Annotated in this window: 27 protein-coding genes and 1 other RNA gene; 21 read left to right on the top strand and 7 right to left on the bottom strand. The window is 43.1% G+C overall.

The genetic code is table 11. The annotated features are described in order from the left end of the window. The first annotated feature begins 8 nt into the window (after positions 1-8). On the top strand, positions 9-2,729 hold the full coding sequence (secA, locus tag G337_RS0107475; protein ID WP_028863340.1) for a preprotein translocase subunit SecA: 2,721 nt from the start codon (positions 9-11) through the stop codon (positions 2,727-2,729). A 62-nt stretch (positions 2,730-2,791) separates the two neighbouring features. Then, positions 2,792-3,169: an 8-oxo-dGTP diphosphatase MutT gene (gene mutT, locus G337_RS0107470; protein WP_028863339.1), complete on the top strand. Its 378-nt coding sequence runs from the start codon at positions 2,792-2,794 to the stop codon at positions 3,167-3,169. On the opposite strand, the gene G337_RS0107465 is transcribed toward mutT, so the two are convergent. Next, complete coding sequence (locus G337_RS0107465) at positions 3,170-4,000, bottom strand: DNA ligase (RefSeq protein ID WP_028863338.1); 831 nt, start codon at positions 3,998-4,000, stop codon at positions 3,170-3,172. Positions 4,001-4,124: 124 nt separating this feature from the next. After that, entirely contained in the window at positions 4,125-4,979 is an 855-nt protein-coding gene (nadC, locus tag G337_RS0107460; protein ID WP_028863337.1) for a carboxylating nicotinate-nucleotide diphosphorylase, read from the bottom strand. Positions 4,980-5,106: 127 nt separating this feature from the next. On the opposite strand from nadC, the gene coaE reads away from it, so the two are divergent. From coaE to G337_RS0107440, 4 genes are all read left to right on the top strand, one after another. Then, positions 5,107-5,712, top strand: a complete 606-nt coding sequence (gene coaE / locus G337_RS0107455) for a dephospho-CoA kinase (protein WP_028863336.1) — start codon at positions 5,107-5,109, stop codon at positions 5,710-5,712. A gap of 69 nt (positions 5,713-5,781) precedes the next feature. Then, positions 5,782-6,513: a cell division protein ZapD gene (zapD, locus tag G337_RS25790; protein WP_051303056.1), complete on the top strand. Its 732-nt coding sequence runs from the start codon at positions 5,782-5,784 to the stop codon at positions 6,511-6,513. A gap of 28 nt (positions 6,514-6,541) precedes the next feature. Further along, entirely contained in the window at positions 6,542-6,730 is a 189-nt protein-coding gene (gene yacG / locus G337_RS0107445; protein WP_028863335.1) for a DNA gyrase inhibitor YacG, read from the top strand. Between the two features lie 13 nt (positions 6,731-6,743). Next, the gene (locus tag G337_RS0107440) at positions 6,744-7,088 is read left to right on the top strand and encodes a HopJ type III effector protein (RefSeq protein ID WP_028863334.1); all 345 of its coding nucleotides are present in this window, start codon (positions 6,744-6,746) and stop codon (positions 7,086-7,088) included. Positions 7,089-7,138: 50 nt separating this feature from the next. Here the strand turns inward: G337_RS0107440 and yciH are convergent, their stop codons facing one another. After that, complete coding sequence (gene yciH / locus G337_RS0107435) at positions 7,139-7,465, bottom strand: stress response translation initiation inhibitor YciH (RefSeq protein ID WP_028863333.1); 327 nt, start codon at positions 7,463-7,465, stop codon at positions 7,139-7,141. Between the two features lie 169 nt (positions 7,466-7,634). Here yciH and G337_RS0107430 point away from each other — a divergent pair, with 169 nt between their 5' ends. The 12 genes from G337_RS0107430 (at position 7,635) to G337_RS0107375 (ending at position 20,133) form a co-directional block, all read left to right on the top strand. Next, positions 7,635-7,865, top strand: coding sequence for a FeoA family protein (locus G337_RS0107430; protein ID WP_028863332.1), 231 nt, complete (start codon positions 7,635-7,637; stop codon positions 7,863-7,865). Continuing rightward, positions 7,862-10,144 carry a Fe(2+) transporter permease subunit FeoB gene (gene feoB / locus G337_RS0107425; protein ID WP_028863331.1) on the top strand — a complete coding sequence of 761 codons (2,283 nt, stop codon included), beginning with the start codon at positions 7,862-7,864 and terminating at the stop codon, positions 10,142-10,144. The genes G337_RS0107430 and feoB overlap by 4 nt, the downstream gene beginning before the upstream one ends. Positions 10,145-10,146: 2 nt before the next feature. Beyond that, positions 10,147-10,377, top strand: coding sequence for a FeoC-like transcriptional regulator (locus G337_RS0107420; protein WP_028863330.1), 231 nt, complete (start codon positions 10,147-10,149; stop codon positions 10,375-10,377). Between the two features lie 200 nt (positions 10,378-10,577). Further along, the gene (gene rlmN, locus G337_RS0107415) at positions 10,578-11,696 is read left to right on the top strand and encodes a dual-specificity RNA methyltransferase RlmN (RefSeq protein WP_028863329.1); all 1,119 of its coding nucleotides are present in this window, start codon (positions 10,578-10,580) and stop codon (positions 11,694-11,696) included. A gap of 211 nt (positions 11,697-11,907) precedes the next feature. Next, entirely contained in the window at positions 11,908-12,693 is a 786-nt protein-coding gene (gene pilW / locus G337_RS0107410; RefSeq protein WP_028863328.1) for a type IV pilus biogenesis/stability protein PilW, read from the top strand. Continuing rightward, entirely contained in the window at positions 12,677-13,678 is a 1,002-nt protein-coding gene (locus G337_RS0107405; RefSeq protein WP_028863327.1) for a RodZ domain-containing protein, read from the top strand. The genes pilW and G337_RS0107405 overlap by 17 nt, the downstream gene beginning before the upstream one ends. Before the next feature lie 53 nt (positions 13,679-13,731). Next, positions 13,732-14,841, top strand: a complete 1,110-nt coding sequence (gene ispG / locus G337_RS0107400) for a flavodoxin-dependent (E)-4-hydroxy-3-methylbut-2-enyl-diphosphate synthase (protein ID WP_028863326.1) — start codon at positions 13,732-13,734, stop codon at positions 14,839-14,841. A 195-nt stretch (positions 14,842-15,036) separates the two neighbouring features. Next, positions 15,037-16,308 (top strand): histidine--tRNA ligase, encoded by a 1,272-nt coding sequence (hisS, locus tag G337_RS0107395; protein WP_028863325.1) that lies wholly within the window; start codon positions 15,037-15,039, stop codon positions 16,306-16,308. A gap of 89 nt (positions 16,309-16,397) precedes the next feature. Then, complete coding sequence (locus G337_RS0107390) at positions 16,398-17,075, top strand: YfgM family protein (RefSeq protein WP_084605311.1); 678 nt, start codon at positions 16,398-16,400, stop codon at positions 17,073-17,075. 16 nt (positions 17,076-17,091) lie between these two features. Continuing rightward, positions 17,092-18,288 (top strand): outer membrane protein assembly factor BamB, encoded by a 1,197-nt coding sequence (bamB, locus tag G337_RS0107385; RefSeq protein WP_028863323.1) that lies wholly within the window; start codon positions 17,092-17,094, stop codon positions 18,286-18,288. Between the two features lie 148 nt (positions 18,289-18,436). Then, positions 18,437-19,909 carry a ribosome biogenesis GTPase Der gene (gene der / locus G337_RS0107380; protein ID WP_028863322.1) on the top strand — a complete coding sequence of 491 codons (1,473 nt, stop codon included), beginning with the start codon at positions 18,437-18,439 and terminating at the stop codon, positions 19,907-19,909. Then, the gene (locus G337_RS0107375; RefSeq protein ID WP_028863321.1) at positions 19,909-20,133 is read left to right on the top strand and encodes a zinc ribbon domain-containing protein; all 225 of its coding nucleotides are present in this window, start codon (positions 19,909-19,911) and stop codon (positions 20,131-20,133) included. Before der ends, G337_RS0107375 begins: the two co-directional genes overlap by 1 nt. A gap of 66 nt (positions 20,134-20,199) precedes the next feature. Here G337_RS0107375 and G337_RS0107370 read toward each other — a convergent pair whose 3' ends face one another. From G337_RS0107370 to G337_RS0107355, 4 genes are read right to left on the bottom strand one after another with little or no spacing between them, the layout of a single operon-like run. Further along, positions 20,200-20,796, bottom strand: a complete 597-nt coding sequence (locus tag G337_RS0107370) for a BON domain-containing protein (protein WP_028863320.1) — start codon at positions 20,794-20,796, stop codon at positions 20,200-20,202. An 8-nt stretch (positions 20,797-20,804) separates the two neighbouring features. Next, positions 20,805-21,389 (bottom strand): D-sedoheptulose-7-phosphate isomerase, encoded by a 585-nt coding sequence (locus G337_RS0107365; RefSeq protein ID WP_026339335.1) that lies wholly within the window; start codon positions 21,387-21,389, stop codon positions 20,805-20,807. 17 nt (positions 21,390-21,406) lie between these two features. Then, a complete protein-coding gene (locus G337_RS0107360; protein ID WP_028863319.1) occupies positions 21,407-21,775 on the bottom strand; it encodes a YraN family protein in 369 nt (122 codons plus the stop codon). Beyond that, entirely contained in the window at positions 21,744-23,753 is a 2,010-nt protein-coding gene (locus tag G337_RS0107355) for a penicillin-binding protein activator (RefSeq protein WP_245597641.1), read from the bottom strand. The genes G337_RS0107360 and G337_RS0107355 overlap by 32 nt, the downstream gene beginning before the upstream one ends. A 127-nt stretch (positions 23,754-23,880) precedes the next feature. Here G337_RS0107355 and rsmI point away from each other — a divergent pair, with 127 nt between their 5' ends. The 3 genes from rsmI to G337_RS0107345 all read left to right on the top strand — a co-directional run bounded on the left by rsmI (position 23,881) and on the right by G337_RS0107345 (position 26,034). Then, positions 23,881-24,741: a 16S rRNA (cytidine(1402)-2'-O)-methyltransferase gene (gene rsmI / locus G337_RS0107350; protein ID WP_028863317.1), complete on the top strand. Its 861-nt coding sequence runs from the start codon at positions 23,881-23,883 to the stop codon at positions 24,739-24,741. 47 nt (positions 24,742-24,788) lie between these two features. Continuing rightward, an RNA gene (gene rnpB / locus G337_RS27635) (RNase P RNA component class A) lies at positions 24,789-25,147 on the top strand. A 470-nt stretch (positions 25,148-25,617) separates the two neighbouring features. Then, on the top strand, positions 25,618-26,034 hold the full coding sequence (locus tag G337_RS0107345) for a hypothetical protein (protein WP_028863316.1): 417 nt from the start codon (positions 25,618-25,620) through the stop codon (positions 26,032-26,034). Positions 26,035-26,132: the final 98 nt, after the last annotated feature.

The raw sequence follows: 26,132 nt of genomic DNA, 5'->3' as shown, positions 1-26,132 counted from the left end.
AAATCAAAATGATAACAGAGCTAATAACAAAAATAATAGGCAGTCGTAATGACCGTTATTTAAAAAAACTACGCAAAGTCGTTAATGAGATAAATAAGTTAGAGCCGCAGATGCAGGCTCTTTCAGATGCTGAGTTAAAAGCTAAAACGGCTGAATTCAAAGAACGTGTTGCTTCTGGTGAAAGCGTAGATGATATTCTTGTTGAAGCATTTGCGGTTGTACGCAGTGCATCTGAGCGTGTATTCGGTATGCGTCATTTTGATGTGCAGCTGATCGGCGGCATCATTTTAAATGAAAACAAAATCGCTGAAATGCGTACCGGTGAAGGTAAAACCCTGACTGCGACTCTGCCTGCATATTTAAACGCATTAACTGGTAAAGGTGTGCATGTTATTACCGTCAATGATTATCTGGCGCGTCGTGATGCTGAGTGGAACGGTAAGCTTTTTGAATTCTTAGGTTTAACGGTTGGTATTAATGTATCCGGTATGCAGGGTGATGAAAAACGCGCAGCTTATGCGGCTGACATTACCTACGGCACAAATAACGAATTTGGTTTCGATTACCTGCGTGACAATATGGCATTTGAAGCCGGTCAGCGTGTAATGCGTGATCTTCATTATGCAGTTGTCGATGAAGTTGATTCAATCTTAATCGATGAAGCAAGAACGCCGCTGATTATTTCCGGTCCAACCGACGGCGATGCAACCTTATATACGCAGTTAAATTCGGTTATTCCGATGTTAACTAAGCAGGATCAGGAAGATACGGAAGAGTACACCGGCACTGACGACTACACTGTTGATGAAAAAAGCAAACAGGCACTGTTAACGGAACGCGGCCAGGAAAAAGTAGAACGAATTCTGCAGGAGCGTGGTCTGCTTGCTGAAAGTCAGTCGCTATATTCTGCTTCAAGCATCAGTTTGTTACATCATGTTAATGCAGCGCTTCGTGCTCATACTTTATTTGAAAAAGATGTTGAGTATATAGTTAATGATCAGGGCGAAGTTGTTATCGTTGATGAACATACCGGCCGTACTATGCCGGGCCGACGCTGGTCAGAAGGTCTGCACCAGGCCGTTGAAGCCAAAGAAGGTGTACAGATTCAAAATGAAAACCAGACACTGGCATCTATTACTTTCCAGAACTACTTCCGTTTATATGAAAAATTAGCGGGTATGACAGGTACGGCTGATACAGAAGCATTTGAGTTCCAGTCTATCTACGGTTTAGAAACCATTGTAATTCCAACTAATAAACCAATGGTTCGTAAAGACGGCGGAGATTTAGTTTATTTAACAGAGCAGGAAAAGTATCAGGCAATTGTTGATGATATTAAAGAGCGATTAGAGCGTCGTCAGCCTGTTTTAGTCGGTACTGTGTCAATTGAAAACTCTGAAGTATTATCTAATTTACTGGATAAAGCTAAAATCAAACACAGCGTATTAAATGCTAAATTCCATGAAAAAGAAGCTGATATTATCGCTCAGGCGGGTGCATTAGGATCTGTTACTATCGCGACTAATATGGCCGGTCGTGGTACCGATATTGTATTAGGCGGTAACCTGCAGTCTCGTCTTGAAAAACTGGGTGAGATCACTGAACAAGAGAAAGAAGCTGAAACTCAGGCCTGGCAGGCAGAGCATAAAATGGTGCTTGAAGCCGGCGGTTTATATATTGTTGGTACAGAGCGCCATGAGTCACGTCGTATCGATAATCAGCTGCGTGGTCGTTCCGGCCGTCAGGGTGATGCCGGTGAAAGCCGCTTCTACTTATCAATGGAAGATTCTCTGATGCGTATTTTTGCATCGGAAAAAGTTTCTAACATGATGAAAAAATTAGGCATGGAAAATGGTGAAGCCATTGAACACCCATGGGTTACACGTGCAATTGAGAATGCACAGCGTAAAGTTGAAGGACGTAACTTCGATATTCGTAAATCACTGCTTGATTTTGATGATGTGGCTAACGATCAGCGTAAAGTGGTTTACCAGCAGCGCAACGGCGTAATGGACAGTGAAGAGATTACTGAGACAATTGATCAGATCTGGGATGATGTATTTAATACCTGTGTTGATGAATATGTACCGTCGCAGTCATTAACTGAGCAGTGGGATCTGGAAGGGTTAGAGCGCCGCTTAAAAACAGACTTTTTAATTGAACAGCCTGTGCAGCAGTGGCTTGTTGATGATGCTAATCTTCAGGAAGAGACAATTCGTGAAAATATTGTTAACCATGCTAAAGAAACTTATACCGTTAAGAAAGAGCAGGTTGGACAGGCAATTATTTCTGGTTTTGAAAAATCAGTCATGCTGCAGACCATTGATACTTTGTGGAAAGAGCATCTAGCCGCTATGGATCATCTGCGTCAGGGGATTCATCTGCGTGGTTATGCACAGAAAGATCCTAAGCAGGAATATAAACGTGAATCATTCGAGCTGTTTATCGAAATGCTGGAAAACCTGAAGCATGATGTGGTAACCATTCTTTCTAAAGTGCAGGTGCAGAGTAAAGAAGAAGTTGAAGCGATTGAAGAGCAGCGCCGTCAGGCCGAAATCAGAGCTAAAATTGAAATGCAGCATGCGCAGGCGAACCTAATTGGTGAAGAAAACGAGAGCCAGGAAGGTCATGAAACGTTTGTGCGTCACGATCGTAAAGTTGGACGTAATGAGCCCTGTCCGTGCGGCTCAGGTAAAAAATTCAAACAGTGTCATGGTAAATTAGCTTAATTCTGTTTGTTAACGATTGATAAAGCGGCTCTTTAAAGAGCCGTTTTTTTTAAGGAAAATTTATGGCGGTTACTGAAATCAGTATTGCGATAGTCAAAGATAATAATGCTTATCTGATCTGTTTACGTCCGGATGATGTTCATCAGGGCGGTAAATGGGAATTCCCCGGCGGCAAAGTTGAAAGCAATGAAAGTCCTGCTCAGGCTATGTGCCGAGAATTAAAAGAGGAAGTGGGGATCACTGCTGTCGACTATCAGCTGTTTGAAGCAAAATTTTTTGATTACGGTGATAAGCAGCTGCGGTTGAATTTCTATCTGGTCAGCGCTTACAGCGGCAGGGCGCAGGGTAAAGAAGGGCAGCCTGTAAAATGGGTAAGCAAAGCACAGTTAGCTGAATATCAATTCCCTGAGGCGAATAAAAGTATCATTGCCAAACTGTGATTAATAACCCTCTCTAATTCTCATAAAACTGGCAAAACGAGGCACATTGTTTTTTGTTTTGCCGATATATTTATAAGTTATCGTTGAGCCTATTTCCGGGGGATTGTCACGCTCGATATCGGAAAATCCGGTGCCGATTTTAAATAAAATACCCGACTCTGTTTCTACTAATAAAGATCCCATACGCCCGCTGTTCCTTCCTTTCCCGGGTATATGCTTCCTTACCACTGCTTCTGCATCCTCATATTTTTTCAGTTTCATCAAATCCTGACTGCGTTTGCTCTGATAATAGGCTCTTCCTTTATGGAGCATTAAACCTTCGCCGCCGGATGCGGTAACCTGCTCCAGTAAAGCCTGCAACTCGCTGTTATCAGCGATTTTCTTCTGCGGGATTATTTTAAGATAAGGAGAGCTGCTTTGTTCAACAAGACGGCTCATCAATTTTATACGTTTGCTGAAGTTTGACAATGAAGCGGGCAGATCAAAAATCATAAACGAGATCTGTTCCCATTGCTTCTGATCGCCATTATGTCTGCGCACAATGCCGGAAACCTGTGCAAATGTGCTTCGTGCTATCCATAATTCACCGTCAAGGGGGACTGATGGAAAGTCCTTAATAAACCAAAGCGGAGCATTAAAAACATTTCCCCCGCGTGAGATCAGCTGCCGTCCGTCCCAGTAGGCCCGTACGCCGTCGAGTTTTTCACTTACCCAGTATTCATCGATATTGATATCCTGACGGTAAACCGTAGCAAGTTGAATAGGCGGGACCGCTGCTGGTGAGACAGCCGGCCAGAGAATGAATAAGCATAGAAATAAATAATAAGGCATAAAAAAGCTCCCTGAACTGTAGCCTTAGTTTAGGAAGCTTTTTATTTTATTACAAATTTGTCAAAGTTAAGTATTTATTGCTGTTCGACACAGGTATTAGACGGTCAATTGTGAGCCGCTGTTTTTATTCTTCAACAAAACGCATTGAAAGATCAACTGCCTGCACGTGCTTGGTTAATGCTCCAACAGAAATATAATCAACACCGGTTTGTGCATAGGCAAGAATAGTTTCAGTTGTTACATTTCCAGACGCTTCAATATCAGCACGGTGACCATTAGCGTGGTTAAATGCAACCGCCTCTTCCATCATAGCTATGCTGAAGTTATCCAGCATAATACGCTGAGCACCTGCATTTAGTGCCTGTTTCAGTTCATCCATGCTTTCAACTTCAACTTCAACTAGACGGTCTGAATGGTGTGATTTCGCCATTTCAACGGCTTGTTTAATGCCGCCGCAGGCAAGAATATGGTTTTCTTTAATCAGGTAGGCGTCATATAAACCGATGCGGTGATTACAGCCGCCGCCGCATAAAGTTGCGTATTTTGAGGCATTACGTAAACCGGGCAGGGTTTTACGTGTATCAAGCAGTTTACAGTTTGTTTCTGCAATAATATCCATATATTCTTTTACTTTTGTAGCAATACCGGAAAGTGTCTGAATAAAGTTTAATGCGCTGCGTTCACCGGTTAATAAGATGCGGGCAGGTCCTTCCAGAGTGAACAGCTTGCTGTTAGCTTTAACAGTATCACCGTCTTTAACATGCCAGGTAATAGTTACCTGATCGCCCAGTTGTCTAAAAATTTCTTCAGTCCATGCCTGACCACAAAAAACAGCATCTTCACGAGTAATAACAATCGCTTTTGACAGCTTTCCTTGAGGGATTAAATTCGCTGTAATATCCCCGACCGCTGGAGATAATCCGTTTAAATCTTCGTGTAATGCAGTTCTTACACTTTCTGCTATTTCTTGTGCAACCATGGTTAATTCTCATCAACATTAAAAAAAAACAAATATAACCTTAATGCATTGTTAATACCAATGTTCTAAAGTAGCAAGTCAAATAAAATAGACAGAATTTATTAATCAGACAAAATATAGGCAGTTCATGACATTAATTATTGGTTTAACAGGTGGGATCGGCTGCGGAAAATCAACCGTCTCTGCTTTCTTTGCGCAGTTGAATATACCCGTTGTTGATGCCGATCTTGCCGCCCGGCTGGTCGTAAGCAAAGGTCAGCCGGCACTGAAACAAATCAGTCAACACTTTGGAGAGCAGATTATTATAAACGGCGAACTGGACAGGGCCGGGCTGCGGGAAATTATTTTTCAGGATGAAAGCGAAAAGCAGTGGTTGAATAATCTTCTGCATCCGTTAATTCGAGCTGAGATGCTTAAACAGCTGAGTATGGCCGGCGGTGCCTATGTATTATTAGAGGCACCGTTACTGTTTGAAAATAAATTAGATATTCTGACTGATTATGATCTGGTGGTGGATGTTAATCCGCAACTGCAGCTTGAGCGTGCAAGTTCAAGAGATGGTGTTTCAGTGCAGAATATTAAAGCCATTATGGACAGTCAGATAGATCGCGAGCAGCGTCTGAAGCAGGCAGATTTTGTTATTGATAATAATAACTGCTCTTTAGAAACACTTAAGCGCTCGGTGATTGATTTAGACAAACAGTTTCGTTTGTTAAAAAAACGTTTAAATTAGGCTCATTTGTTCCCTGTTTACTGGTTTTGCTGTACGCTTGCTTTTTTACTCTTATATACGCTTATAAAAATGATCGCTTTTGAATATCCGTTAAATGAGAAAACCCGCAGTTATCTGCGCTTTGAGTTTCTATTCTCACAAATCCAGAAAAGCATTGCTTTCAGCAATGAGAGTGACTCTACCGCTTATTTTAAAGGTCTGTTTGAGTTAATTGAATTAAGTGAACGCTGTGATATTCGCCATGATCTGGTCAAAGACTTACGCTTGTTAGCCGAGCAGATGGACAGCTGGCTGAACCTTGAGCAGGCGGATCATGATGCTGTAGCACAATTAATCAGCGAAGTGGAAAGTTTAATTAAACTGGTGTCGGCGACACCTAAACAGTTAAAATTTTACAAATCCAGCCGTTTTTTAACTTCTCTAAGACAGCGTTTCTTTATTCCCAGCGGCAGCTGTAATTTTGATCTGCCTCAGTTTCACTTCTGGCTGGCGGGGGATCTGCAGGAGCGTCAGAAGGATGCTCTGCACTGGTTCAGTCATTTTGCAAGTTTAGACAAAGCGCTGAATTTGTTTTTAAAAATAAAACGCTCTCAAGGTGCAGTAAGTCAGCAGACGGCTAAAAACGGTTTTTACCAGGATGAAGTTGAAAACTGCTCTTTTGTTATTATTCGTGTGGCTAAAGCTGAACAGGTCTACCCTATGATAAGCGGTCATAAACAGCGTTTTTCTGTGCGTTTTATGAGCGCTGACAGTGAAAATACTCACGCTGCAACAACTGATTTTGAACAGATCTGTTGTTAATCAAATTCATTAAATTTAGGAATCTGCAATGAAAGTGAACTGCCCGACCTGTAAAAAAGAACTCGAATGGTCTAAAGAAAACATTTATCGACCGTTCTGCTCTAAGCGCTGCCAGCTGATTGATCTTGGAGAATGGGCCGACGAAGAGAAGCGCATTAAAGGTGAGACGGTCAGCCCGGAAAATCTGCCTCAAAACAAAACTATTTATTTTGATTAAAAGGATCTGCTGAATGTCTTTAAATGCCTTTTTAGAAAAATTAGCTTCAGCGCCGCAGTCTGTTGAATTCTCCGATACTATGGCGGTGATTGAGGAACATTATGAGTTTACTGAGACGCAGTTCAGCAATGGTTCGCAGGAAAATGCTGCCGGGCAGAATTCGGGGTCCTGTAAAATTTTCGCTTTTGCACAGCTGCAGAATTTAAGCGAGGCACAAACGCTGGCTTGTTTCGGAACCTATTATCGTAATGATGTTCTGCAGCATCCGCAGGCAGATGACCACCAGAATATTCGTCAGTTTATGATTAACGGCTGGCAGGGTATTGAATTTTCAGCCGCGCCGTTAACTGCAAAATAAAAGCCTGCGGGGAGAAACTCTCCCCTTGAGCAGCTGAAATATATAAAAATTTATCCGCCGGCTAATTTTACTGTGTAGCCTTTCTTCTCTAAAAAGCTTTTAACGATTTCCCGCTGGTCACCCTGAATTTCAATCACAAAATCTTTCACTGCACCGCCGGTGCCGGTACGTTTTTTGATATCCTTGGCAAGTGCTTTAAGTGCTTTTTCATCAAGCTGTAAGCCTTTGATTAAAGTAACACCTTTACCTTTTCTGCCTTTTGTTTCGCGGTGAATGCGGATAATACCGTCACCTTCAGGGGCACTTTTTTTCTCTTTGGGTTTGTCGATTTTGCCGCCGTCAGTGGAGTAGACAAGATTAAGATCGCTGAAGTCCATAATTTTTTCCATTGTCAAAATTTACTTAAGTTTACCAGACTCTTTTTAATTGCCGCAGTTTAAAATTGATTTGGATCATTGATTAACCTTACTTTTTGCATTACCATCAAATGCAAATGAGAATGATTAACAATAACTTTAAAAAGCAATTGTCGAAGTGGAGTAAAAAATGGTCCTGTCAGATCTTAAAGTTGGCCAGTCTGCGTCAATTATCAACATGCATTCAATGGAGCCTGTAATGCGTAAAAAACTGCTTAATATGGGATTTTTACCTAAAGCAAGTGTTGAATTATTACGTATTGCTCCAATGGGTGATCCGATTGCCGTTCGTTGTGCGAACAGCAGTATAGCGCTGCGTAAAACCTTAGCCAGTCAAATTAAAGTGGAGTTATCTGCGTGAGTTTATCTATAGCAACAATCGGTAATCCCAATTCGGGAAAAACCACGTTATTTAACGCCTTAACCGGTGCCAGTCAGCGTGTCGGCAACTGGAGCGGTGTAACGGTCGAAAAGAAAAGCGGTTATTTTACCTTAGCGGATCAGTCTTCCGTTGAGGTTATTGACCTGCCCGGTATTTATAATCTTGATTATGACGCTGACGGCGGCGCATTAGATGAGCGTGTGGCGTTTGACTACATTATGCACAACTCGCCTGACATTGTGATTAATGTTATTGATGCAAGCTGTTTAGAGCGCAGTTTATATCTTACTGTGCAGTTAAAAGAGCTTGGTCTGCCGGTTGTTGCTGTACTGAATAAGATAGATGTCGCACAGAAAAAGCAGCTGGTTATTAATGAAAAAAGCCTGGAAAAAGCGCTCGGCTGTCCGGTTATCAGCTTATCTGCACATGATAAAAATTCCGTTGATAAGTTAAAAGGTAAACTTCAGGCTTACAATAAGCAGAACCTTAATACTCCTGTTGCACTGGATTACGGTAAAACATTAGAACCGCTGATTGAGCAGTGCGGCGGGCTGCTGGACACGGTTTCACACTCTTTAGAAAACCGTGCGTTAGCCGTTAAACTGTTGGAAAATGACCTGAGTATCAGTGCGCTGCTTTCTGCAGAGCAGAAACAGCAGGCTGACCGATGCAGACAAAATCTGAATATTGATATCGATCTGCAGATTGCTGATACCCGTTACAGCTTTATCTACCAGTTGTCACAAAATGCAGTGCGTCTGCAGGGGCACCTCGGCAGAAGCATCACTGAAAAAATAGATGCAGTTACCTTAAACCGTTTTACAGGTATTCCGGTGTTTTTATTCGTGATGTACCTGATGTTCATGTTCTCAATCAATATCGGCAGTGCATTTATCGACTTTTTTGATATTGCAGCCGGAGCGATTTTTGTCGATGGTACGGCACAGCTGCTGACGGCAGTATCTGCACCGGAATGGCTGATTAATGTTGTCGCGTTTGGTGTGGGTAACGGTATTCAGACTGTGATGACTTTTATTCCGGTTATCGGCTGCTTATATCTGTTTTTAGCGATATTAGAAAGCTCGGGGTATTTAGCGCGTGCCGCTTTTGTTATCGACAGAGCGATGCAGTGGTTAGGCCTGCCGGGTAAATCTTTTGTGCCGATGATTGTTGGTTTCGGCTGTACAGTACCTGCAGTGATGGCTGCTAGAACGCTGGAGAAAGAGCGTGAGCGTTTATTAACTGTAGTGATGTCGCCGTTTATGTCCTGCGGGGCCCGCTTACCTGTTTATGCGTTGTTTGCCAGTGCATTCTTTCCTGAGCAGGGTCAGAACATTGTCTTCCTGCTTTATTTAATCGGTATTTTAGTGGCTGTTTTAACAGGTTATGTTTTAAGCCGCACCATCTTACCGGGTAAAAGTGAAAACCTGTTTTTAGAGCTGCCGGACTACGAACTGCCGACTATTAAAAATACCTTTATTAAAACCTGGCAGAAACTTAAAAGTTTTGTATTTGGTGCCGGACAGACGATTGTAATTGTTGTGACCCTGCTGAATATTGTTAACTCAGTGGGTATAGACGGCAGCTTCGGCCACCAGGACAGTGAGCAGTCATTACTGAGTAAAGGCGCGCAGATCATTACTCCGGTATTGTCGCCGCTTGGTATTACCGAAAATAACTGGCCGGCAACGGTTGGTATTGTGACCGGCTTGTTTGCCAAAGAAGCTGTTGTAGGCACACTGAATAACCTTTATGCATCGCATACTGCTGAAGAAGAAGCCGAGTTAACCCTGCTTGATAAGCTTAATGAGGCGGTGCAGACTATTCCTGAAAACTTATTAGGTATTAATGCCGGTGACCCGCTGGGTATTGATGTTGGTGAGGTCTCTGATTTAAATGCGGCTGCTGAAGAGCAGGGCGTTGATCTGAGTATCTATACGAATATTCAGGAAGCGTTTGTCAGTAAAGAAGCTGCTTTTGCTTACCTGTTGTTTATCCTTTTGTATGCGCCTTGTGCAGCTGCATTAGGTGCCATTGTTCGTGAAGTGGGGGTTAGCTGGGCTCGTTTTATTGCTTTATGGTCAACGGCTATCGCTTATATTGTTTCGGTTGCTTATTACCAGATTGCAACATTTTCGCTTCAGCCTTTGAGCAGTTCAGCTTATTTAACGGTATCAGGGCTGATTATTTTCAGTGTCTGTTACAAGCTGCGACGAAAAGGTAATGTACTGGCCGAAATTAAAGCGCAGCAGGGCTGAATATGATTTTACAGTCACTCAGCGATTACATTGAAAAGAGCAGAAGGGTTAAAGAAGAAACACTGCTTAAGCACTTTCGTTTAAGCAGTGAAGGTCTGCAGCCTATGATGGCGGTGTTATTAAAACGTGGAAAAATTCATAAAACCATTAATCAGCGCGGGAAAAACCTTCCCCCTGAAATTTTTTACAGTTGGTCAGAAAACACACAAATCCCAACACTGACAGTTGTTTAAATAAACAAACGGTTTGCTAAATTAGCAAACCGTTTTTCTTTGTTATTTTCCCGCTGGTCAAATCCGTTTAACCTTTGTACAATCCCCTTCCAAAATTTATAGCCAGACTATTTGAATCTCGCCGCCTCTCGGCTTACTGATTCCAATATATTCAAGTAGACTGGTTATATACCCTATATTCAGCGTAGTTGAGGCAGTTCATGAGTCAGAAAAAAGTAAACCTGTTAGATTTAAACCGAGAAGGTTTACGTGCATATTTTGTTGAATTAGGTGAAAAACCGTTTCGCGCCGAACAGGTTATGAAATGGATTTATCATTACGGTTGTGATGACTTTGATTTAATGAGCAATATTAATAAAAAACTGCGTGAAAAATTAAAAAATCGTGCCGAGATTGTAGCGCCAGAAGTTAAAGTAGAGCAGCGCAGCAGTGACGGCACGATTAAATGGGCGATGAGCGTGGGTGAACAGGAAGTTGAAGCGGTTTATATCCCGGAAAAAGATCGTGCTACTTTATGTGTTTCCTCGCAGGTCGGCTGTGCTCTGGAATGTAATTTCTGCTCAACGGCTCAGCAGGGCTTTAACCGCAATTTAAGCGTCTCAGAAATTATCGGACAAGTCTGGCGTGCGGCTAAAATTGTCGGCGTAATGGGTGAAAGCGGTAAGCGCCCGATCACCAATGTTGTGATGATGGGAATGGGCGAACCTCTGCTTAATCTTAATAATGTAATTCCTGCTATGGAATTAATGCTTGATGATTTCGGTTATGCACTGTCAAAGCGCCGGGTGACGGTTTCAACCTCGGGTGTTGTACCTGCATTAGATATTTTAGGCGATCGAATTGATGTGGCGCTGGCTATCTCGCTGCATGCTGCTAATGATAAATTACGCTCTGAAATGATGCCGATTAATAATAAATATAATATTGCTGATTTCCTGGCGGGTGTTAAGCGTTATATCGAAAAATCCAATGCTAACCGCGGTAAAGTGACCGTTGAGTATCTGCTTCTGGATCATTTTAACGACTCCACTGATCAGGCGCATGAATTAGCACATCTGCTCAAAGATACACCGTGCAAAATCAATCTTATTCCGTTTAATCCGTTCCCGGGTAATGACTACGGTAAACCGAGTAACAGCCGTGTTGACCGTTTTAATAAAGTACTAATGGAGTATGGATATACTGTGATTGTACGTAAAACGCGTGGTGATGATATTGATGCAGCCTGTGGACAGTTAGTGGGTGATGTAATTGACCGTACTAAGCGCACCATGAAAAAACGTATGCAGGGTGAAAGCATTGCGGTATCAGAGGTTTAATCATAGCAATAGAATTAAATAATCAAAAAATCATATAACCGGGGCGATAAGCTGATCCAGGTTCGATAACCATAATAAAATGGATGAAAGGCCATGTGATTTCCATCACAATGGAGTATACGTTATTTAACCTGTATCTTAGTGGAATGTGACCCTAAGATACTGTTATATTGAACTAGTTACAAAGATCAGCTTATATTTGGAGGGACTTATGCGTTTTATTCTTATCAGTATTTCATTGTTGTTAATGCTTACTGCTTGTGTTTCAAGTGAAACGTCAACAACCACTCAAAATACTGGTACGGGTAAAAAAATGGCTTTTGACCCTGAAGGCGCCGCCGAAACCCGCATTAAGATAGCGCTTCTATACCTGCAGAAAGACCAGATGCAGCAGGCAAAAGAAAATCTTGATAAAGCCCGGGAATACCTGCCCAACGATGCCAATGTTTTCCGTATATTTGCTTATTATTATCAGCGTGTTAACGAAGATGATAAAGCAGAGCAGTATTATAAAAAATCTCTGGCGATTGATAGCTCAAATTCAGATACTTACAATAATTACGGTACATTTTTGTGTAAACAGGAACGTTATCAGGAAGCCGAAAAAGCCTTTTTAAGGGCTGTTAAGCAGTCTGCTTATACCGGTGTTGCTAATACCTATGAAAATGCCGGGGTATGTGCCGAAGAAGCACAAGCTTTTGATAAAGCTATTTATTATTATGAATATGCAATATCTCATAACCCCGGAAAATCATATTTAAACCTGTATTTAGCAAAACTCTATATTACTAAAAAAGACTATAAAGCCGCGCGTTTAAACCTGTTTAATTACCAGAAGGTAAGTAAAGCATCTGCAGAAAGCTTATGGCAGTGGATCCGCTTAAGCTATGCGACGGAAAAAACAGCAAGTCTGAATAGATACGCTGGAAAATTATTAGAGCAGTTCCCCGATTCACAACGAGCCTTAGATTATTTGAACCATGAATACTATAAATAACCAAGAACAGAAGATCATTGCGCCGCTTGGACAGGCATTAAAAGATGCGCGTGCAGCCGCTGAATTAACGGTTGATGACGTTGCGCTGCAGTTGAACTTAGGTCCTGCTACCGTGCGGGACCTTGAAGAAGGCCTGGATCATGCAATAGAGACAGGCAAGTATGCGCCTATTTATTTACGCGGATACCTGGTTAATTATGCCAGGCTGGTTGATTTAGAAGGACTTGAACAGTTTATTGAATATCAGAAACTGACCCGTTCAGAAAAAAAGAAACGCGCCCTTAAAGCGCCGAAATTAATTGTTTCTCCGGCGAGAAAGAGAAGCCGCATCTGGCTGGTGCTTGTTTTTATCATTATTGCAGCTGCTGTCGCTTTCTTTATTCAGCAGGGCGGGGTTAACTTGTCATCAGCCGTCGACAGCAGTTCTGAGCAGCCGTTAGCTATTGTAGATAAAGCTGAGCAGAAAAAAGCGCCGAGTCAGCCTGCTGCTAAGCTCAATACAGTCCAGGCTGATAATCCGCCTATATCTGACGATGCGCCTGAACTGCCTGTACCGCAGCAGGAACCTGCACAGTTGCCTGAAACCGCTGCTTCTGAAATGCCGGCTGCTGATAAGCAGACTGAAAGTGCCGCTGCTGCATTAGAAACCGCCACGAAGACCGTTGAAGATAATACGCAGCAGCAAGCTAAGGTGGATGCTGATAATGCTGAAGCCGCGTCTGAAACAGATGAGCTGCTTGGCGCCGCCGATGATTTACTGAAATTAGCTTTTTCGGCGGACTGCTGGACAGAAATTGTTGATGCAACGGGCAAGCGTTTAGCATTTGGTTTATATACAGACGGCCGCGTCTTAACACTTAACGGCACTGCGCCTTTTCAACTTGTATTAGGTGATCCGAGCGTTGTTGAAATACAATACCAGGATAAAGTTATTGAACGTGATTTTACTGCCGGCCGTACAGCCCGGTTCAGCATTCCGCAATAAAACCATTTCGCCGGCTAAGCGGCGAAGTCTGAATTTAAAAGAGTAAAAGTAATATGAGTCATTCTTCTCCAATTATCCGTCGTGTTTCCAAACAGATCATGGTCGGTAATGTTCCTGTCGGCGGTGATGCGCCGATCACCGTGCAGTCAATGACCAATACATTAACCACGGACGTAGCTGCTACCGTTGCGCAGATTAAACGTCTGGAAGCGGTTGGTGCAGATATTGTGCGCGTATCAGTGCCGACAATGAATGCGGCTGAAGCATTTAAAGAGATCAAAGCGCAGGCAAGTATTCCCTTGATTGCCGATATTCATTTTGATTACCGCATCGCATTAAAAGTGGCTGAGTACGGCGTAGACTGTTTACGTATTAATCCCGGTAATATTGGTAATGAGCAGCGTATCCGCAGTGTTGTTGACTGTGCTTCTTATAATAATATTCCAATTCGTATCGGGGTGAACGGCGGCTCGCTGGAAACTGATATTCAGGAAAAATACGGTGAACCAACAGCGCAGGCTTTAGTTGATTCAGCCCTGCGCCATGTTGATATATTAGACCGCCTTAACTTTGACCAGTTTAAAGTCAGTGTTAAAGCTTCGGACGCGCTGCTGGCCGTAGAGTCATATAAACTGCTTGCTCAGCAGATTGAGCAGCCGCTGCATCTGGGGATTACAGAAGCTGGCGGGCTGCGCGGCGGCTCAGTTAAATCTTCAGTCGGCTTAGGTTTATTACTGGCACAGGGCATTGGTGATACGCTTCGCGTTTCTTTGGCCGCCGATCCTGTTGAAGAGATTAAAGTGGGTTTTGATATCTTAAAATCACTGCGCATCCGCAGTCGAGGCATTAATTTTATCGCCTGCCCAACCTGTTCCCGTCAGGAATTTGATGTGATTTCTACCGTTAACGCACTTGAAGAGCGCCTGGAAGATATTATTACCCCTATTGATGTTTCCATTATCGGCTGTGTGGTAAACGGCCCCGGTGAAGCACTGGTTTCCGATTTAGGTATTACCGGCGGTAAAAATAAAAGCGGCTTTTACGAAGACGGTGTGCGTCAGCGCGAACGTTTTGATAATAATAATGTTATCGACCAGTTAGAAGCTAAGATTCGCGCACGTGTCAGCCGCATGGATGAAAAAAATATCATCGCTAAAGGTTAGGAACTGTTGATTTTTGCCACCGGCAAAAACAACCTGAAAGTTTAACAGCCCCTAATGAGTAAAAGGCCTTACAAAGCCCGCCATGTGCAGACATTGCGGGCTTTTTTATGAGCTGCGGTTTCATCTGACCGGAAAAGTCCTTATAATGAGCAACTATTTTTTTACTTACCTACACTATTGTATTCGGAATTTATTGTGGCCAAAAAGATCCAAGCTATTCGCGGTATGAACGATACCCTTCCAGAACAAACTCCTGTTTGGCAGAAATTAGAATCGTTATTAAGACAAGTTGTCAGTAGTTACGGTTATTCAGAAATTCGTATGCCTATCGTTGAAACTACTAATCTGTTTAAACGTTCTATCGGTGAAGTAACTGATATCGTTGAAAAAGAGATGTACACTTTTGATGATAATGGTGACAGCCTGACACTGCGCCCTGAAGGTACAGCCTCTTGTGTGCGTGCGGGTAATGAGCATGGTCTGTTATACAATCAGGAACGCCGTATGTGGTACATCGGCCCTATGTTCCGTCATGAGCGTCCGCAGAAAGGACGTTACCGTCAGTTCCACCAGTTTGGGCTAGAAACATTTGGTATTGCTACTGCGGATATTGATGCGGAAGTCATCTTACTTTCAGCGCGTTTATGGAAAGCATTAGGTATTGAACAGCACGTAGAACTGCAGCTGAACTCTTTAGGCTCAAATGAAGCGCGCGCTTTATACAAAGAGGCATTAGTTGAGTTTTTATCCCGACATGTGGATAAATTAGACGAAGACAGTAAACGGCGCATGACAACCAACCCGTTACGTGTGCTGGACAGTAAAAATCCGCAGGTGCAGGAATTATTAGTGGATGCGCCGAAACTTTCTGAACATCTTGATGACGAATCAGTTGAGCATTTTGCGCAGCTGCAGAAATATCTGGATGCAGCCGGCATTAAATACGTAATTAATGAGCGTCTGGTTCGTGGTTTAGATTATTATAACCGTACAGTATTTGAGTGGGTGACCAGTAGTCTTGGTGCACAGGGAACAATTTGTGCCGGCGGCCGTTACGACGGTCTGGTTGAGCAGCTTGGCGGTAAAGCGACACCTGCGGTTGGTTTTGCAATGGGACTTGAGCGTATCGTTTTAATGCTTGAGGAACTTAAACTCAATGATGATGTAAAAAGCGATGTTGACCTGTACAGCGTATTGGTGGGCGAAGGTACTGATATCGAAGGCTTCAGAATTTCTGAAATGATCCGCACTGAACTGCCGCACCTGAAAATGATGCATCACTGCGGCGGCGGTAATTTCAAAAAGCAGATGAAGCGTGCAGATAAAAGCGGTGCTCGTTTAGCGTTAATTATTGGTGAAAGTGAGTTAGAGAGTGGCTGTGTCACAATTAAAGACTTACAAGGTAAAATTGAGCAGCAAAGCATTGCAATTGACAGCTTAGTTAAGGTATTACCTACCTACTTTTAACAGAATAACTAAAATCGGCAGTCGGACTCTAGTGTTATCCGGCTGTTTTTACATCTCATTGTCAAAGAATAAAAAGTAAGGGAAAGCAAGTGGTTGATATTATCGAAGGTTATGAAACAGAAGAACAACAAGTTGACGCGATAAAAAACTGGTGGAAAGAAAACGGTAATACATTAATCATTGGTGCGGTTGTCGGTTTAGCCGGACTATGGGGATGGCGTTTTTATAATGAGTCGATTGTTACCGCTCAGGAAACAGCATCACAGGCTTATTCCGATGTGTTAGTTAAATTTGAAGCGCAGGGTTCAGAAAGCGGTTTAGATGAGATGAAAGCCTTTATTGCCGACAACTCTGATAATAATTACGGTGTGCTGGCTTCACTGCTGCTTGCTAAAGAAGCGGTTGTACAGAAACAGTTTGATGTTGCAAAAACTCAGTTAGTGACGCTGCAGTCACAGAATACATATGCGCCGTTAAATGCGGTTATTAATTTACGTCTGGCACGTGTAGAAGCCGAGCTTGGTGAGTATGACCAGGCACTGAAGACGCTGGAACTGATCACAGAAGAAGCATTTTTAGCAAAAGCCGGTCAGGTTAAAGGTAGTATTTATCTGCAGCAGGGTGACCTTGAAAAAGCGCGCAGTGCATTTCAGGATGCAGTTAACGCCAGCAAAGGACGTGTAGATCCTGTACTGCAGCTGCAGCTTGACGATCTTGCAGTAGCTGCGGATGCCGCGCCGCAGGCTCCTGTTCTTGACGCTGAATAATAGATAGAGATAACTGATGAAAATATGGTTAAAACGCTTCGCGGTTATGTCCGGCTCTGCTCTGCTGTTAACAGGCTGTTCTCTTTTTTCAAGTGAAGAAGATGTTGTGGAAATGGCTGAACTGCCTGTTTTTGAGGCGACTTACCAGCCGCAGATAGCATGGCAGGAAAATATTAGTGACGGTGTTGATAAATATTATTCGCAGCTGCAGCCGGTGGCCGATAATAAAAATGTCTATGCAGCTTCGCGTAACGGTGAAGTAAAAGCCTTCAGCATAAACAGCGGTAAGTTACTTTGGTCCAGCGATTTCAGCGAGCATGAAAGTAACAAGCTAAAGCGTTCAGCCCGTTTTTCCGGTGGTATCAGCATCGCCTTGGATACTCTGTTTATCGGTACTGAAAATGCGCAGGTTTTAGCAATAGATAAAGACAACGGTAAACTGAAATGGCTGGTAAAAGTCACCGGTGAGGTAGTTGCACAGCCGGTTTATTCAGCGGGTAAAGTGGTTGTTTATACTACGCGCGGCGACTTGATTGCTTTAGACAGCGCAACAGGTGAAACAGAATGGACACTGACTAATAAACAGCCTAAATTGACCCTGCGCGGCAGCGCTACGCCGTCAATTTCACAGGGCGGTATTGTTTACGGCCGTGCCGACGGTTTTGTTTCTGTTGCGTTATTAGAAACCGGCCAGGCTTTATGGCAGCTGCCCGTTGCACGCCCTTACGGCGCAACAGAGTTAGACCGTCTGGTTGATGCGGATATGCAGCCGATTATCAGCAATAATGTTGTTTATACACTGGCTTATAACGGTAATCTGGTGGCTATCGATCTGCTTAAAGGTCAGCAGCTTTGGGACCGCAAATATTCAGGTTTTACTAATATTGCATTATCAGGCGGGGTGCTTTACTTAAGCGATTACCGTGGTTATGTTTATGCCGTAGACAGTAAGTCAGGCGAAGAGCTGTGGAGCAATAAGCAGCTGGCATATCGTAATGTTACCGGTGTTGTTGTGGCAAATGAATATATCGTTGTTGGTGACAGTGAAGGTTATCTGCACTGGATAAACCGTGAAGACGGTCAGTTTGCAGCTCAGCAGGAGCTTGATTCTGACGGCTTGTATATGGAACCCTTTGCCGCCAAAAATCATCTGTTCCTGCAGACCCGCAGTGGAAAAATAATCGCTATTGAAAAACCAGCGTTTAATAAATAATTAACAGTAGTTACTGCTCCTGAATATGCTTTACCTTATATGCAGGTAAAATGAACAGATATTTAGTGTGAGCAGTATCTAGTATTTACTGTATACTCTGGCTTCTCGATTATTGTCGAGGAGCTTTTTTGTTTTATAGGATTGAAATATGTTACCAGTCATCGCTTTAGTTGGGCGCCCGAATGTAGGCAAATCAACTTTATTTAACCGCTTAACTCGTACTCGTGATGCGTTGGTAGCGGATTTTCCCGGTTTAACGCGCGATCGTAAATACGGTCAGGCAAAAATCGATGAGCAGGAATTTATCGTTATTGATACCGGTGGTATTACTGGTGATGAAGAGGGCATTGATGCGTTAATGGCCGGTCAGTCGCTGCAGGCCATTGAAGAAGCGGATGCGGTTTTATTCCTTGTTGATGCACGTGCGGGCATGACAATTGCGGATGAAGCAATTGCTGAGCATCTGCGTAAGCAGGAGAAAAAAGTATTTCTTGTTGCTAATAAAACCGACGGTATTGATGCCGATTCCGTGTGCGGCGAGTTTTACGCATTAGCACTGGGTGAGGTTTATCATATTGCGGCTGCACATGGTAAAGGTGTACGTCAGATGATTGATGTCGCTCTGGATGGTTTCTTCGATGATGTTGAACCGGAAGAAGATGACTTTTCAGATTTACAGCAGGGCCTTGAATTTGTCGATGAAGACGAAGAAGCACTGCAGAAAGAGCAGGAAAGACTGGCTGCTTTACCGATTAAACTTGCTTTAATTGGTCGTCCTAATGTTGGTAAGTCGACACTTACCAACCGTATTCTTGGTGAAGAGCGCGTACTTGTGTACGATATGCCGGGAACAACACGTGACAGTATTTATATTCCGATGACCCGTGATGATCGTGAATATGTTCTGATTGATACTGCCGGTGTACGTAAACGCAAAAAAGTAAATGAAACTGTTGAGAAGTTTTCAGTTATCAAAACGTTGAAAGCGATCGAAGACAGTAACGTTGTTATGCTGATTATTGATGCACGTGACGGTATTTCTGATCAGGATTTAAGCCTGTTAGGCTTCACCCTTAATGCCGGCCGTTCGTTAGTGATTGCGGTAAATAAATGGGACGGCATGACTGAGTACGATAAAGAGCGGGTTAAGAGTGAATTAGACCGTCGTCTCGGTTTTATCGATTTTGCTAAAATACACTTTATTTCAGCGCTGCATGGAACAGGTGTCGGTCATTTATATGAATCAGTTGAAGAAGCTTATGACTCTTCTACTAAGCGTATCTCAACATCAATGCTGACCCGTATTATGACTATGGCCGTTGATGATCACCAGCCGCCTATGGTCGGCGGACGCCGTGTTAAACTGCGTTATGCGCATGCCGGTGGTTATAATCCGCCGTTGATTGTTATTCATGGTAATCAGGTTAAAAAACTGGCAGACTCATATAAACGTTATCTGATGAACTATTTCCGCCGTTCATTAGGTATTATGGGAACACCGATTCGAATTGAATTCAGAGAAGGCAGCAATCCGTTTGAAGGACGTCGTAATAAACTGACGCCGAATCAGATGTATAAACGCCAGCGTATGATGAAGTTCCACAAAAAGAGCAAAAAATAATGGAATTACAGTGCCCTAAATGTAACAGCGAGCTTGTCCGCAGCGGTGTATTAAAACGTCGTTGTGAAGCCTGTGAGTGTGATTATAAACTGCATGCCGCATGTGATAAGTGCGGTGATGAACTTGAGCGTCTGCAGGCATGCGGCGCTGTTAATTTCTGGTGTCATAACTGTAATGAATTAAAAAGTAAATCTACTGCGGTTTATACACTGCAGGAAATTTAATTTCTTCATTAAAAAAGGGGCTGAATCTGCAGATTCAGCCCCTTTTTTTGTTTTTATTTTTATCCGCTATTTATCTGTTTTCGGCTTTTCTTCAATAAACTGGAAAACACGATTCACCTGTTTTACTCCGTCAACTTTACGGCTGACATTAGTGGCGTCATCGGCCATTTCACGGGTAACTTTACCGACTAAAAATACCTCGGCATTCTCCGTCAGCACTTTAATCTTTAACGGATCAACCTTATCGTGTGCGGTCAGTTGGCTTTTCACTTTAGTTGTGATCCAGGTATCTTTAGTCTGTTGAGTAAAACTGATCGGAGGCATAATACGCAGCTGGTTATAGACACCTTTAGCCTCTTCTATGGTGTTTAACTGCTCTTCTATCCTGCTCCTGGTGTCCTGATTTTCTACCTGACCGACAACTAACAGGTAACCGCTGTTGCTGATAAAATTGATACGCATTTTTTTATCATCAAGTTTTAACTGGTTAAGCTTATCTAACGCACTGACTGATAATTCTTCATCGCTGAGCTGCTGAGAAACAGAACGTTCATCACTGTTCAGTGCCACGGCGGCGCCGGCCGCGACAATCAAGCCGCCGGCGCAGCCTTGAATAAGCGGAAAAACAGCGGCTAAAAATAGTGTAGGTAGTATTTTTTTCATAAATCCTCTTACTGCTGCAGGAATAGTTGCTGGTCAATTAAGTCGCTTAAGCAGTTAATCACCAGCAGGTGAATTTCTTCAATGCGCGAGCCTTTATCGCTCGGTGCTCGAATCTCGATATCATCGGAGCCTAATAAACCGGCCAGCTCGCCGCCGTCAACACCGTTAAGTGCAATAATCTGGATTGACTTGCTCAGGGCTGTTTCAACGGCTCTAATCATATTGCGGCTGTTGCCGCCGTGACTGATGGCTAACAGTACGTCACCGCTTTGCGCCAGAGCTGAAATTTGTTTCGCATAAATTTCATCAAAATGACTGTCAGTTGCAATAGCAGAAACTAGTGCTGAGTCTGCGGTAATGGCAATCGCAGGAAGTGCCGGGCGGTCTGTCTCATATTTATTAAGCAGATGCGAAGCAAAAATCTGTGCTAAAGCAGCCGCGCCGCCGTTACCGCAGGCAAGGATTTTATTACCTCTGATTAATGTTTCACTTAAGGCTTTAGCCGCTTTTTCAATTGATTCCGGCAGGGATTCTGCCGCCACTATTTTGGTTTGAATACTTTCGGCAAAATGTGCCTGAATTTTTTCATTTATCATTATTAATCTTCATCTTATTCTTGAAAAGCGTCCTGCATCCACTGCACCTGTTCGCATTGAGCATCAACTGCAACGGCATCAAAGCGGCAGTAAGGCTCATTTTCTAACTGCGCCAGATAATGCTTCGCTGTTTTAATAATTTTACTTTGTTTACTTTTATTGATGGAAGCAAAAGCACCGCCGAAGTCGCTGGTCTTTCGACAGCGTACTTCAATAAACACCAGAGTATCCTGATCTGTCATAATCAGATCTATTTCACCAAAACAACAGTAGTAATTTCGGCAGATTAACGTTAATCCCTGTGACTGCAGATAAGCGAGTGCCGCTTTCTCGGCAATAACCCCTTTGGAGTTACTCGGCTGCAGTAAGCGGGGCAATTTCACTGAGTTTTCCGTTTTTATAGACAGCCCAGCTCAGCTTTGCCTGAACCGTATTACTTTTATCTAATGATAAATTACCGGTTAAACCAGGATAAAAAGCGCCTTCAGTAACCTGCAGCTGCATCAGCTGTTCAATCAGCTGATAGCTGTCAAAACCTAGAGCAAATAAACGCAGCGTGGCAAAGGACTGTTTCTGCCAGGCCTGCTGCACCTCTTTCATTATTTCATTCTGATCCTTGATTAAAAACGGCATATCTGAAAAAGAGACGCTGGACAGCTCTCTATCCTGTTTTCCCCGCGGATCAAATTTATGGCTGCGTGAGCTGGCATAAAGCGGTACTTTTGCGGCAAAAGGACTGATTGAAACCTCAATAAACGGCTTTAACAGAGTCAGTTCGTCACGCTTGCTGATAATGTAAATCGCATCAATATCACGGCGGCTGCGCACTTCTGTTTTTAAAGGCAGTCTAGTAATCGCCTTCATTTGACTAATACGGCTTTTACTTCTTCCGGTCTGCAGCGCCTGGTCAATAAATTTAGGCAACTGCGCTTTGTCAGTAAAATAATATGATTCAACCGGGCTGTTTTCCTCAGGATTAAGTTCAGCCCACTTGTTGGTAAATGCTGAAGCAATACGTTTACCGTAAGCGCTGTCCGGGGCGATGACTAAAGGATTTTTGTGATGCTGCAGATTCAGTAACCAGGCCGCCTGCTTAGCTTCATCTTCAGGTGAGATAGGGAATGCATAATGCCATGCCGCCGCTTTGCTTTCAGCCGGCATCTCCTTTTCAGTCTGCTCAGATGATTTATCTGCAGATTTAGCCGCGGCTTGTTTAACAAAGCTGTTCAGTGCTAATACCGGCAGCTCCTGCGCGAAAGGTAAAAACTCTTTTATGTCGTTTTTAAGCAGCGGGCCGATAACAAAGTCGATATTGTCAGTTTTCAGCTTGAGCGCAATCTCCTGCATGTTCTGGTTATTAGTATCATAAAAAGTAAGTTTTGCCGCCTGGCTGTTCAACGGTTGTTCGGAGCTGTTTTCTGCAGCCTGCTGCTGACGGTAATAAGCATCTAGTAAGCCGTATTGAATCGCTTTACCCTGTTTTTGAAAACGCCCTGACAGCGGGATCAGCACGGCAATATTCTGCGGCTGATAAGGGCTGGCTTCAGGAATGTCGGTTAACTGGCTAGGCATATGCTCCAGTAGCGGGTGTGCCGGATAGAGGTTTTTCCAGTTTTCAATAGAGCGGATTAACTGATTAGGGCGCAGTTGAAAAGACTGATAGATGCCTGCAAGTGCGTACCAGCCCTCTTTGAATTCATTTTTTTCTACTGCTGGTTTCTCAACGGCAGGTGTTTCTGCCGGAGTATCAATAGCTTCTGTTTCTTCAGTGCTTAACAGCGGCTGATACTGATTTAAAATATCAGCAGGTAATAAGGATAATTGTGTTAACAGCAGATCGTTATGTGCTTGTTTTTCATCTGCATTTAATAATGGAGATAACAGCAGCAGTGTATCAGAAGCCGCCTGATGATCCTGTCGTTGTACTTCTAAATCGGCTTTGAGTTTTAAATAGTGAATAAGACCGATGTTTGACAGGTGCTGGGCATCAATGCTGTTAACAGTCTGCAGTGCCTGCTCCTGCTTATCCTGTGCAGCTAAACTGTCGGCAATTAACAGACTTAAAGAGGCCTGTTCATTTTCTGATAGTTTTTTGCTCTGCAGGTGTTCAATAATTGAATCAGCTAAAACAAATTTGCTCTCCTGGATTAATGCCTGAACAGCGGCCAGCTGCCACGCTGAATTATCTTCATCAGCATGCTCCTGATCTTTTTTCAGATAGAATGCCGAGTCATAAGTCAGTTCCGTAAAGGGCTCCGGCGGGGTATCTTCAGGAGAAGTCATCGTCGAACAGGCAGATAAAATCGACAGCGTTAACAGCATTATTAATAACTGAGAAAAACGTTTTGTAGAGGTAAACACGTTCAAAATATTATCCTTTATGCGTAAGCAAATTTTCGATGTAGGTATCAAGATGGCTATAGTGTAATATTGCGGGTGCAGTTAAACAATCATATTCACTTATCTATTCCTTTAATAGGGCGAAAACATGTCTGAAGACAGTCAAATTCCTTCTCAGCTGGCGGCAAAACTTTATATTGTAGCTACACCAATCGGTAATATCAGCGATATAACTTATCGTGCTATCGAAACATTACAACAAGTTGATTTAATCGCAGCTGAAGATACTCGCCATAGCGGCAAACTGCTTAGCCATTATCAGATAAAAAAACCAATGTTTCCGTTACACGACCATAATGAACGACAGCGCGGCAGTGTACTGATAGAAAAAATAAAAGCCGGGCAGTCGGTGGCGCTGATCTCTGATGCCGGTACACCACTAATCAGTGATCCCGGTTATCATCTGGTTAACGAATGCCGTGAAGCAGGTGTTGATGTTGTACCGATTCCAGGTGCATGTGCCGCTGTTACTGCGTTAAGTGCAGCCGGCCTGCCTTCGGATCGTTTTTCTTTTGAAGGTTTTTTACCTGCAAAAGAAAAAGGCAAGCAGGACAAGTTAAAAGGTCTGCTGGAAGAAACACGTACTATGATTTTTTACGAATCACCACGCCGTATTGCGGATACTGTGCAGCAGATTATTACTATATTAGGCGGTGACAGAAAACTGGTTATTGCCCGTGAGCTGACTAAAACTTTCGAATCTTTCTACTCTTTTACTGCTGATGAAATGCTGCAGTGGTTAAATCAAGACACAAATCACTGCCGCGGCGAGTTTGTACTGATGGTGGCCGGTGCACAGAAAGACAGTGATACCATTCCGCAGGACGCATTAAATACGCTGGCCTTATTAAAAGAACAATTACCGCTTAAAAAAGCAGCTGCTCTGACCGCACAAATTCATGATCAGAAAAAAAACGACCTATATAAGTGGGGATTAGAGAATCTATAAGCTTTTGTGCTTGTCTTTTTAATGGACCTTCCCGTATAATCCGCTCCGGAGTTGGCCAGATCGTCGCCGCTGTTATCGTTTACGCTGACAGGGGAGGAAAGTCCGGGCTTCAACAGGGCAGGGTGCCAGGTAACGCCTGGGTAGCGCGAGCTAACGACAAGTGCAGCAGAGAGGAGACCGCCCGGCAATTTATTGTCGGGTAAGGGTGAAAGGGTGCGGTAAGAGCGCACCGGCCAGTTAGTAATAACTTGGTGCAGGGTAAACTCCACCCGAAGCAAGACCAAATAGGCTTCCTGAGGTATGGCCCATACTGGAAGCGGGTAGGTCGCTTGAGCCTGTGAGTGATTGCAGGCCTAGACGAATGACGATTCAACGACAGAACCCGGCTTATAGGCCAACTCCAACCATTTTAAACCCCGTTACTGGCAACAGTAACGGGGTTTTTCTGTTTTAGACTTCAGATAATATGAGTGATTGCAGGGCTTTTATAGCCAAGGTACGCGAATGATGATTCAACGACAGAACCCGGTTTATAGGCCAACTCCACCTAACATCTAAAACCGTTACTAAGCAATTAGTAACGGTTTTTTCATTTCTAGGGTATACATCTACGAGTGATTGCAGGGTTATTTCAAAGTACGCGAATGACGACGCAGCGACAGGACTCGGCTTATAGGCCAACTCCACCAATTTTAAGTCCCGTTGCTATTTTAGTAACGGGGCTTTTCTGTTTAAGGGGCGGAGAATATAAGTGTTTGATAAGAAGAGCAAAGAAATGTAAGCTTTATTTATATTATAAATTTTTGATGGGCGTCTTTCTTGTGGAAACACGGAAGTTTTCCGTCTAATAAGATGTTATATTTCAATGGAGGCATAATGGATAACTTTGAGATAGCAATTTCAGCATCAAAAAATCTCACATCAAATGATGGAAATGGACATCGTGTAGTTAATCACCATCCAGAGTACTTAAATGGTCAACTATACGTTATTGCTTTCGAACACGTTGATGGAGAGACGTACCATAATTATGTTTATATTGAGAGTGGTAAAACAACTGTATGTAAAAACCCCGCTTTACTAAATGAGCTGGTTTCAAGGAAGTCAAAAAAAGCAGGTTTAGAGTCTTTTATCTCAAATATTGGTGGTGTGGCAGGTATAATCGGTTTAATTATTACGTTAACTATTGTGTGGTTAGTAGTTAAAGATCCATATATTCCAATTCCTCAAGTATTGTCTGCTGCTCTTACTACAATATTGGGATTCTATTTTGGTAGCAAAGTCAAAAAGTAAAAATATAACTAATAAGGATAGGTCGTGTGAGCAGCGCGAACCACGACTTAATCCTATTGTTGGACAAGCCCGGGCGTTTATTTCTGCTGTTTATAGTA

Source organism: Psychromonas aquimarina ATCC BAA-1526, assembly GCF_000428725.1.
Lineage (GTDB): Bacteria > Pseudomonadota > Gammaproteobacteria > Enterobacterales > Psychromonadaceae > Psychromonas > Psychromonas aquimarina.
The sequence above is the reverse complement of the archived record's forward strand: the minus strand, read 5'-3'. Positions and strand labels throughout refer to the sequence as shown.

Excerpts from the sequence above, each read along its gene's own strand:
- ispG (WP_028863326.1), top strand. The coding sequence starts at position 13,732 with ATGAGTCATTCTTCTCCAATTATCCGTCGTGTTTCCAAACAGATCATG.
- G337_RS0107430 (WP_028863332.1), top strand. The coding sequence starts at position 7,635 with ATGGTCCTGTCAGATCTTAAAGTTGGCCAGTCTGCGTCAATTATCAAC.
- secA (WP_028863340.1), top strand. The coding sequence starts at position 9 with ATGATAACAGAGCTAATAACAAAAATAATAGGCAGTCGTAATGACCGT.
- coaE (WP_028863336.1), top strand. The coding sequence starts at position 5,107 with ATGACATTAATTATTGGTTTAACAGGTGGGATCGGCTGCGGAAAATCA.
- der (WP_028863322.1), top strand. The coding sequence starts at position 18,437 with ATGTTACCAGTCATCGCTTTAGTTGGGCGCCCGAATGTAGGCAAATCA.
- G337_RS0107440 (WP_028863334.1), top strand. The coding sequence starts at position 6,744 with ATGTCTTTAAATGCCTTTTTAGAAAAATTAGCTTCAGCGCCGCAGTCT.
- G337_RS0107420 (WP_028863330.1), top strand. The coding sequence starts at position 10,147 with ATGATTTTACAGTCACTCAGCGATTACATTGAAAAGAGCAGAAGGGTT.
- G337_RS0107465 (WP_028863338.1), bottom strand. The coding sequence starts at position 4,000 with ATGCCTTATTATTTATTTCTATGCTTATTCATTCTCTGGCCGGCTGTC.
- G337_RS0107345 (WP_028863316.1), top strand. The coding sequence starts at position 25,618 with ATGGATAACTTTGAGATAGCAATTTCAGCATCAAAAAATCTCACATCA.
- bamB (WP_028863323.1), top strand. The coding sequence starts at position 17,092 with ATGAAAATATGGTTAAAACGCTTCGCGGTTATGTCCGGCTCTGCTCTG.
- G337_RS0107375 (WP_028863321.1), top strand. The coding sequence starts at position 19,909 with ATGGAATTACAGTGCCCTAAATGTAACAGCGAGCTTGTCCGCAGCGGT.
- nadC (WP_028863337.1), bottom strand. The coding sequence starts at position 4,979 with ATGGTTGCACAAGAAATAGCAGAAAGTGTAAGAACTGCATTACACGAA.
- yacG (WP_028863335.1), top strand. The coding sequence starts at position 6,542 with ATGAAAGTGAACTGCCCGACCTGTAAAAAAGAACTCGAATGGTCTAAA.
- rsmI (WP_028863317.1), top strand. The coding sequence starts at position 23,881 with ATGTCTGAAGACAGTCAAATTCCTTCTCAGCTGGCGGCAAAACTTTAT.
- mutT (WP_028863339.1), top strand. The coding sequence starts at position 2,792 with ATGGCGGTTACTGAAATCAGTATTGCGATAGTCAAAGATAATAATGCT.
- G337_RS0107405 (WP_028863327.1), top strand. The coding sequence starts at position 12,677 with ATGAATACTATAAATAACCAAGAACAGAAGATCATTGCGCCGCTTGGA.
- yciH (WP_028863333.1), bottom strand. The coding sequence starts at position 7,465 with ATGGACTTCAGCGATCTTAATCTTGTCTACTCCACTGACGGCGGCAAA.
- zapD (WP_051303056.1), top strand. The coding sequence starts at position 5,782 with ATGATCGCTTTTGAATATCCGTTAAATGAGAAAACCCGCAGTTATCTG.
- rlmN (WP_028863329.1), top strand. The coding sequence starts at position 10,578 with ATGAGTCAGAAAAAAGTAAACCTGTTAGATTTAAACCGAGAAGGTTTA.
- G337_RS0107370 (WP_028863320.1), bottom strand. The coding sequence starts at position 20,796 with ATGAAAAAAATACTACCTACACTATTTTTAGCCGCTGTTTTTCCGCTT.
- pilW (WP_028863328.1), top strand. The coding sequence starts at position 11,908 with ATGCGTTTTATTCTTATCAGTATTTCATTGTTGTTAATGCTTACTGCT.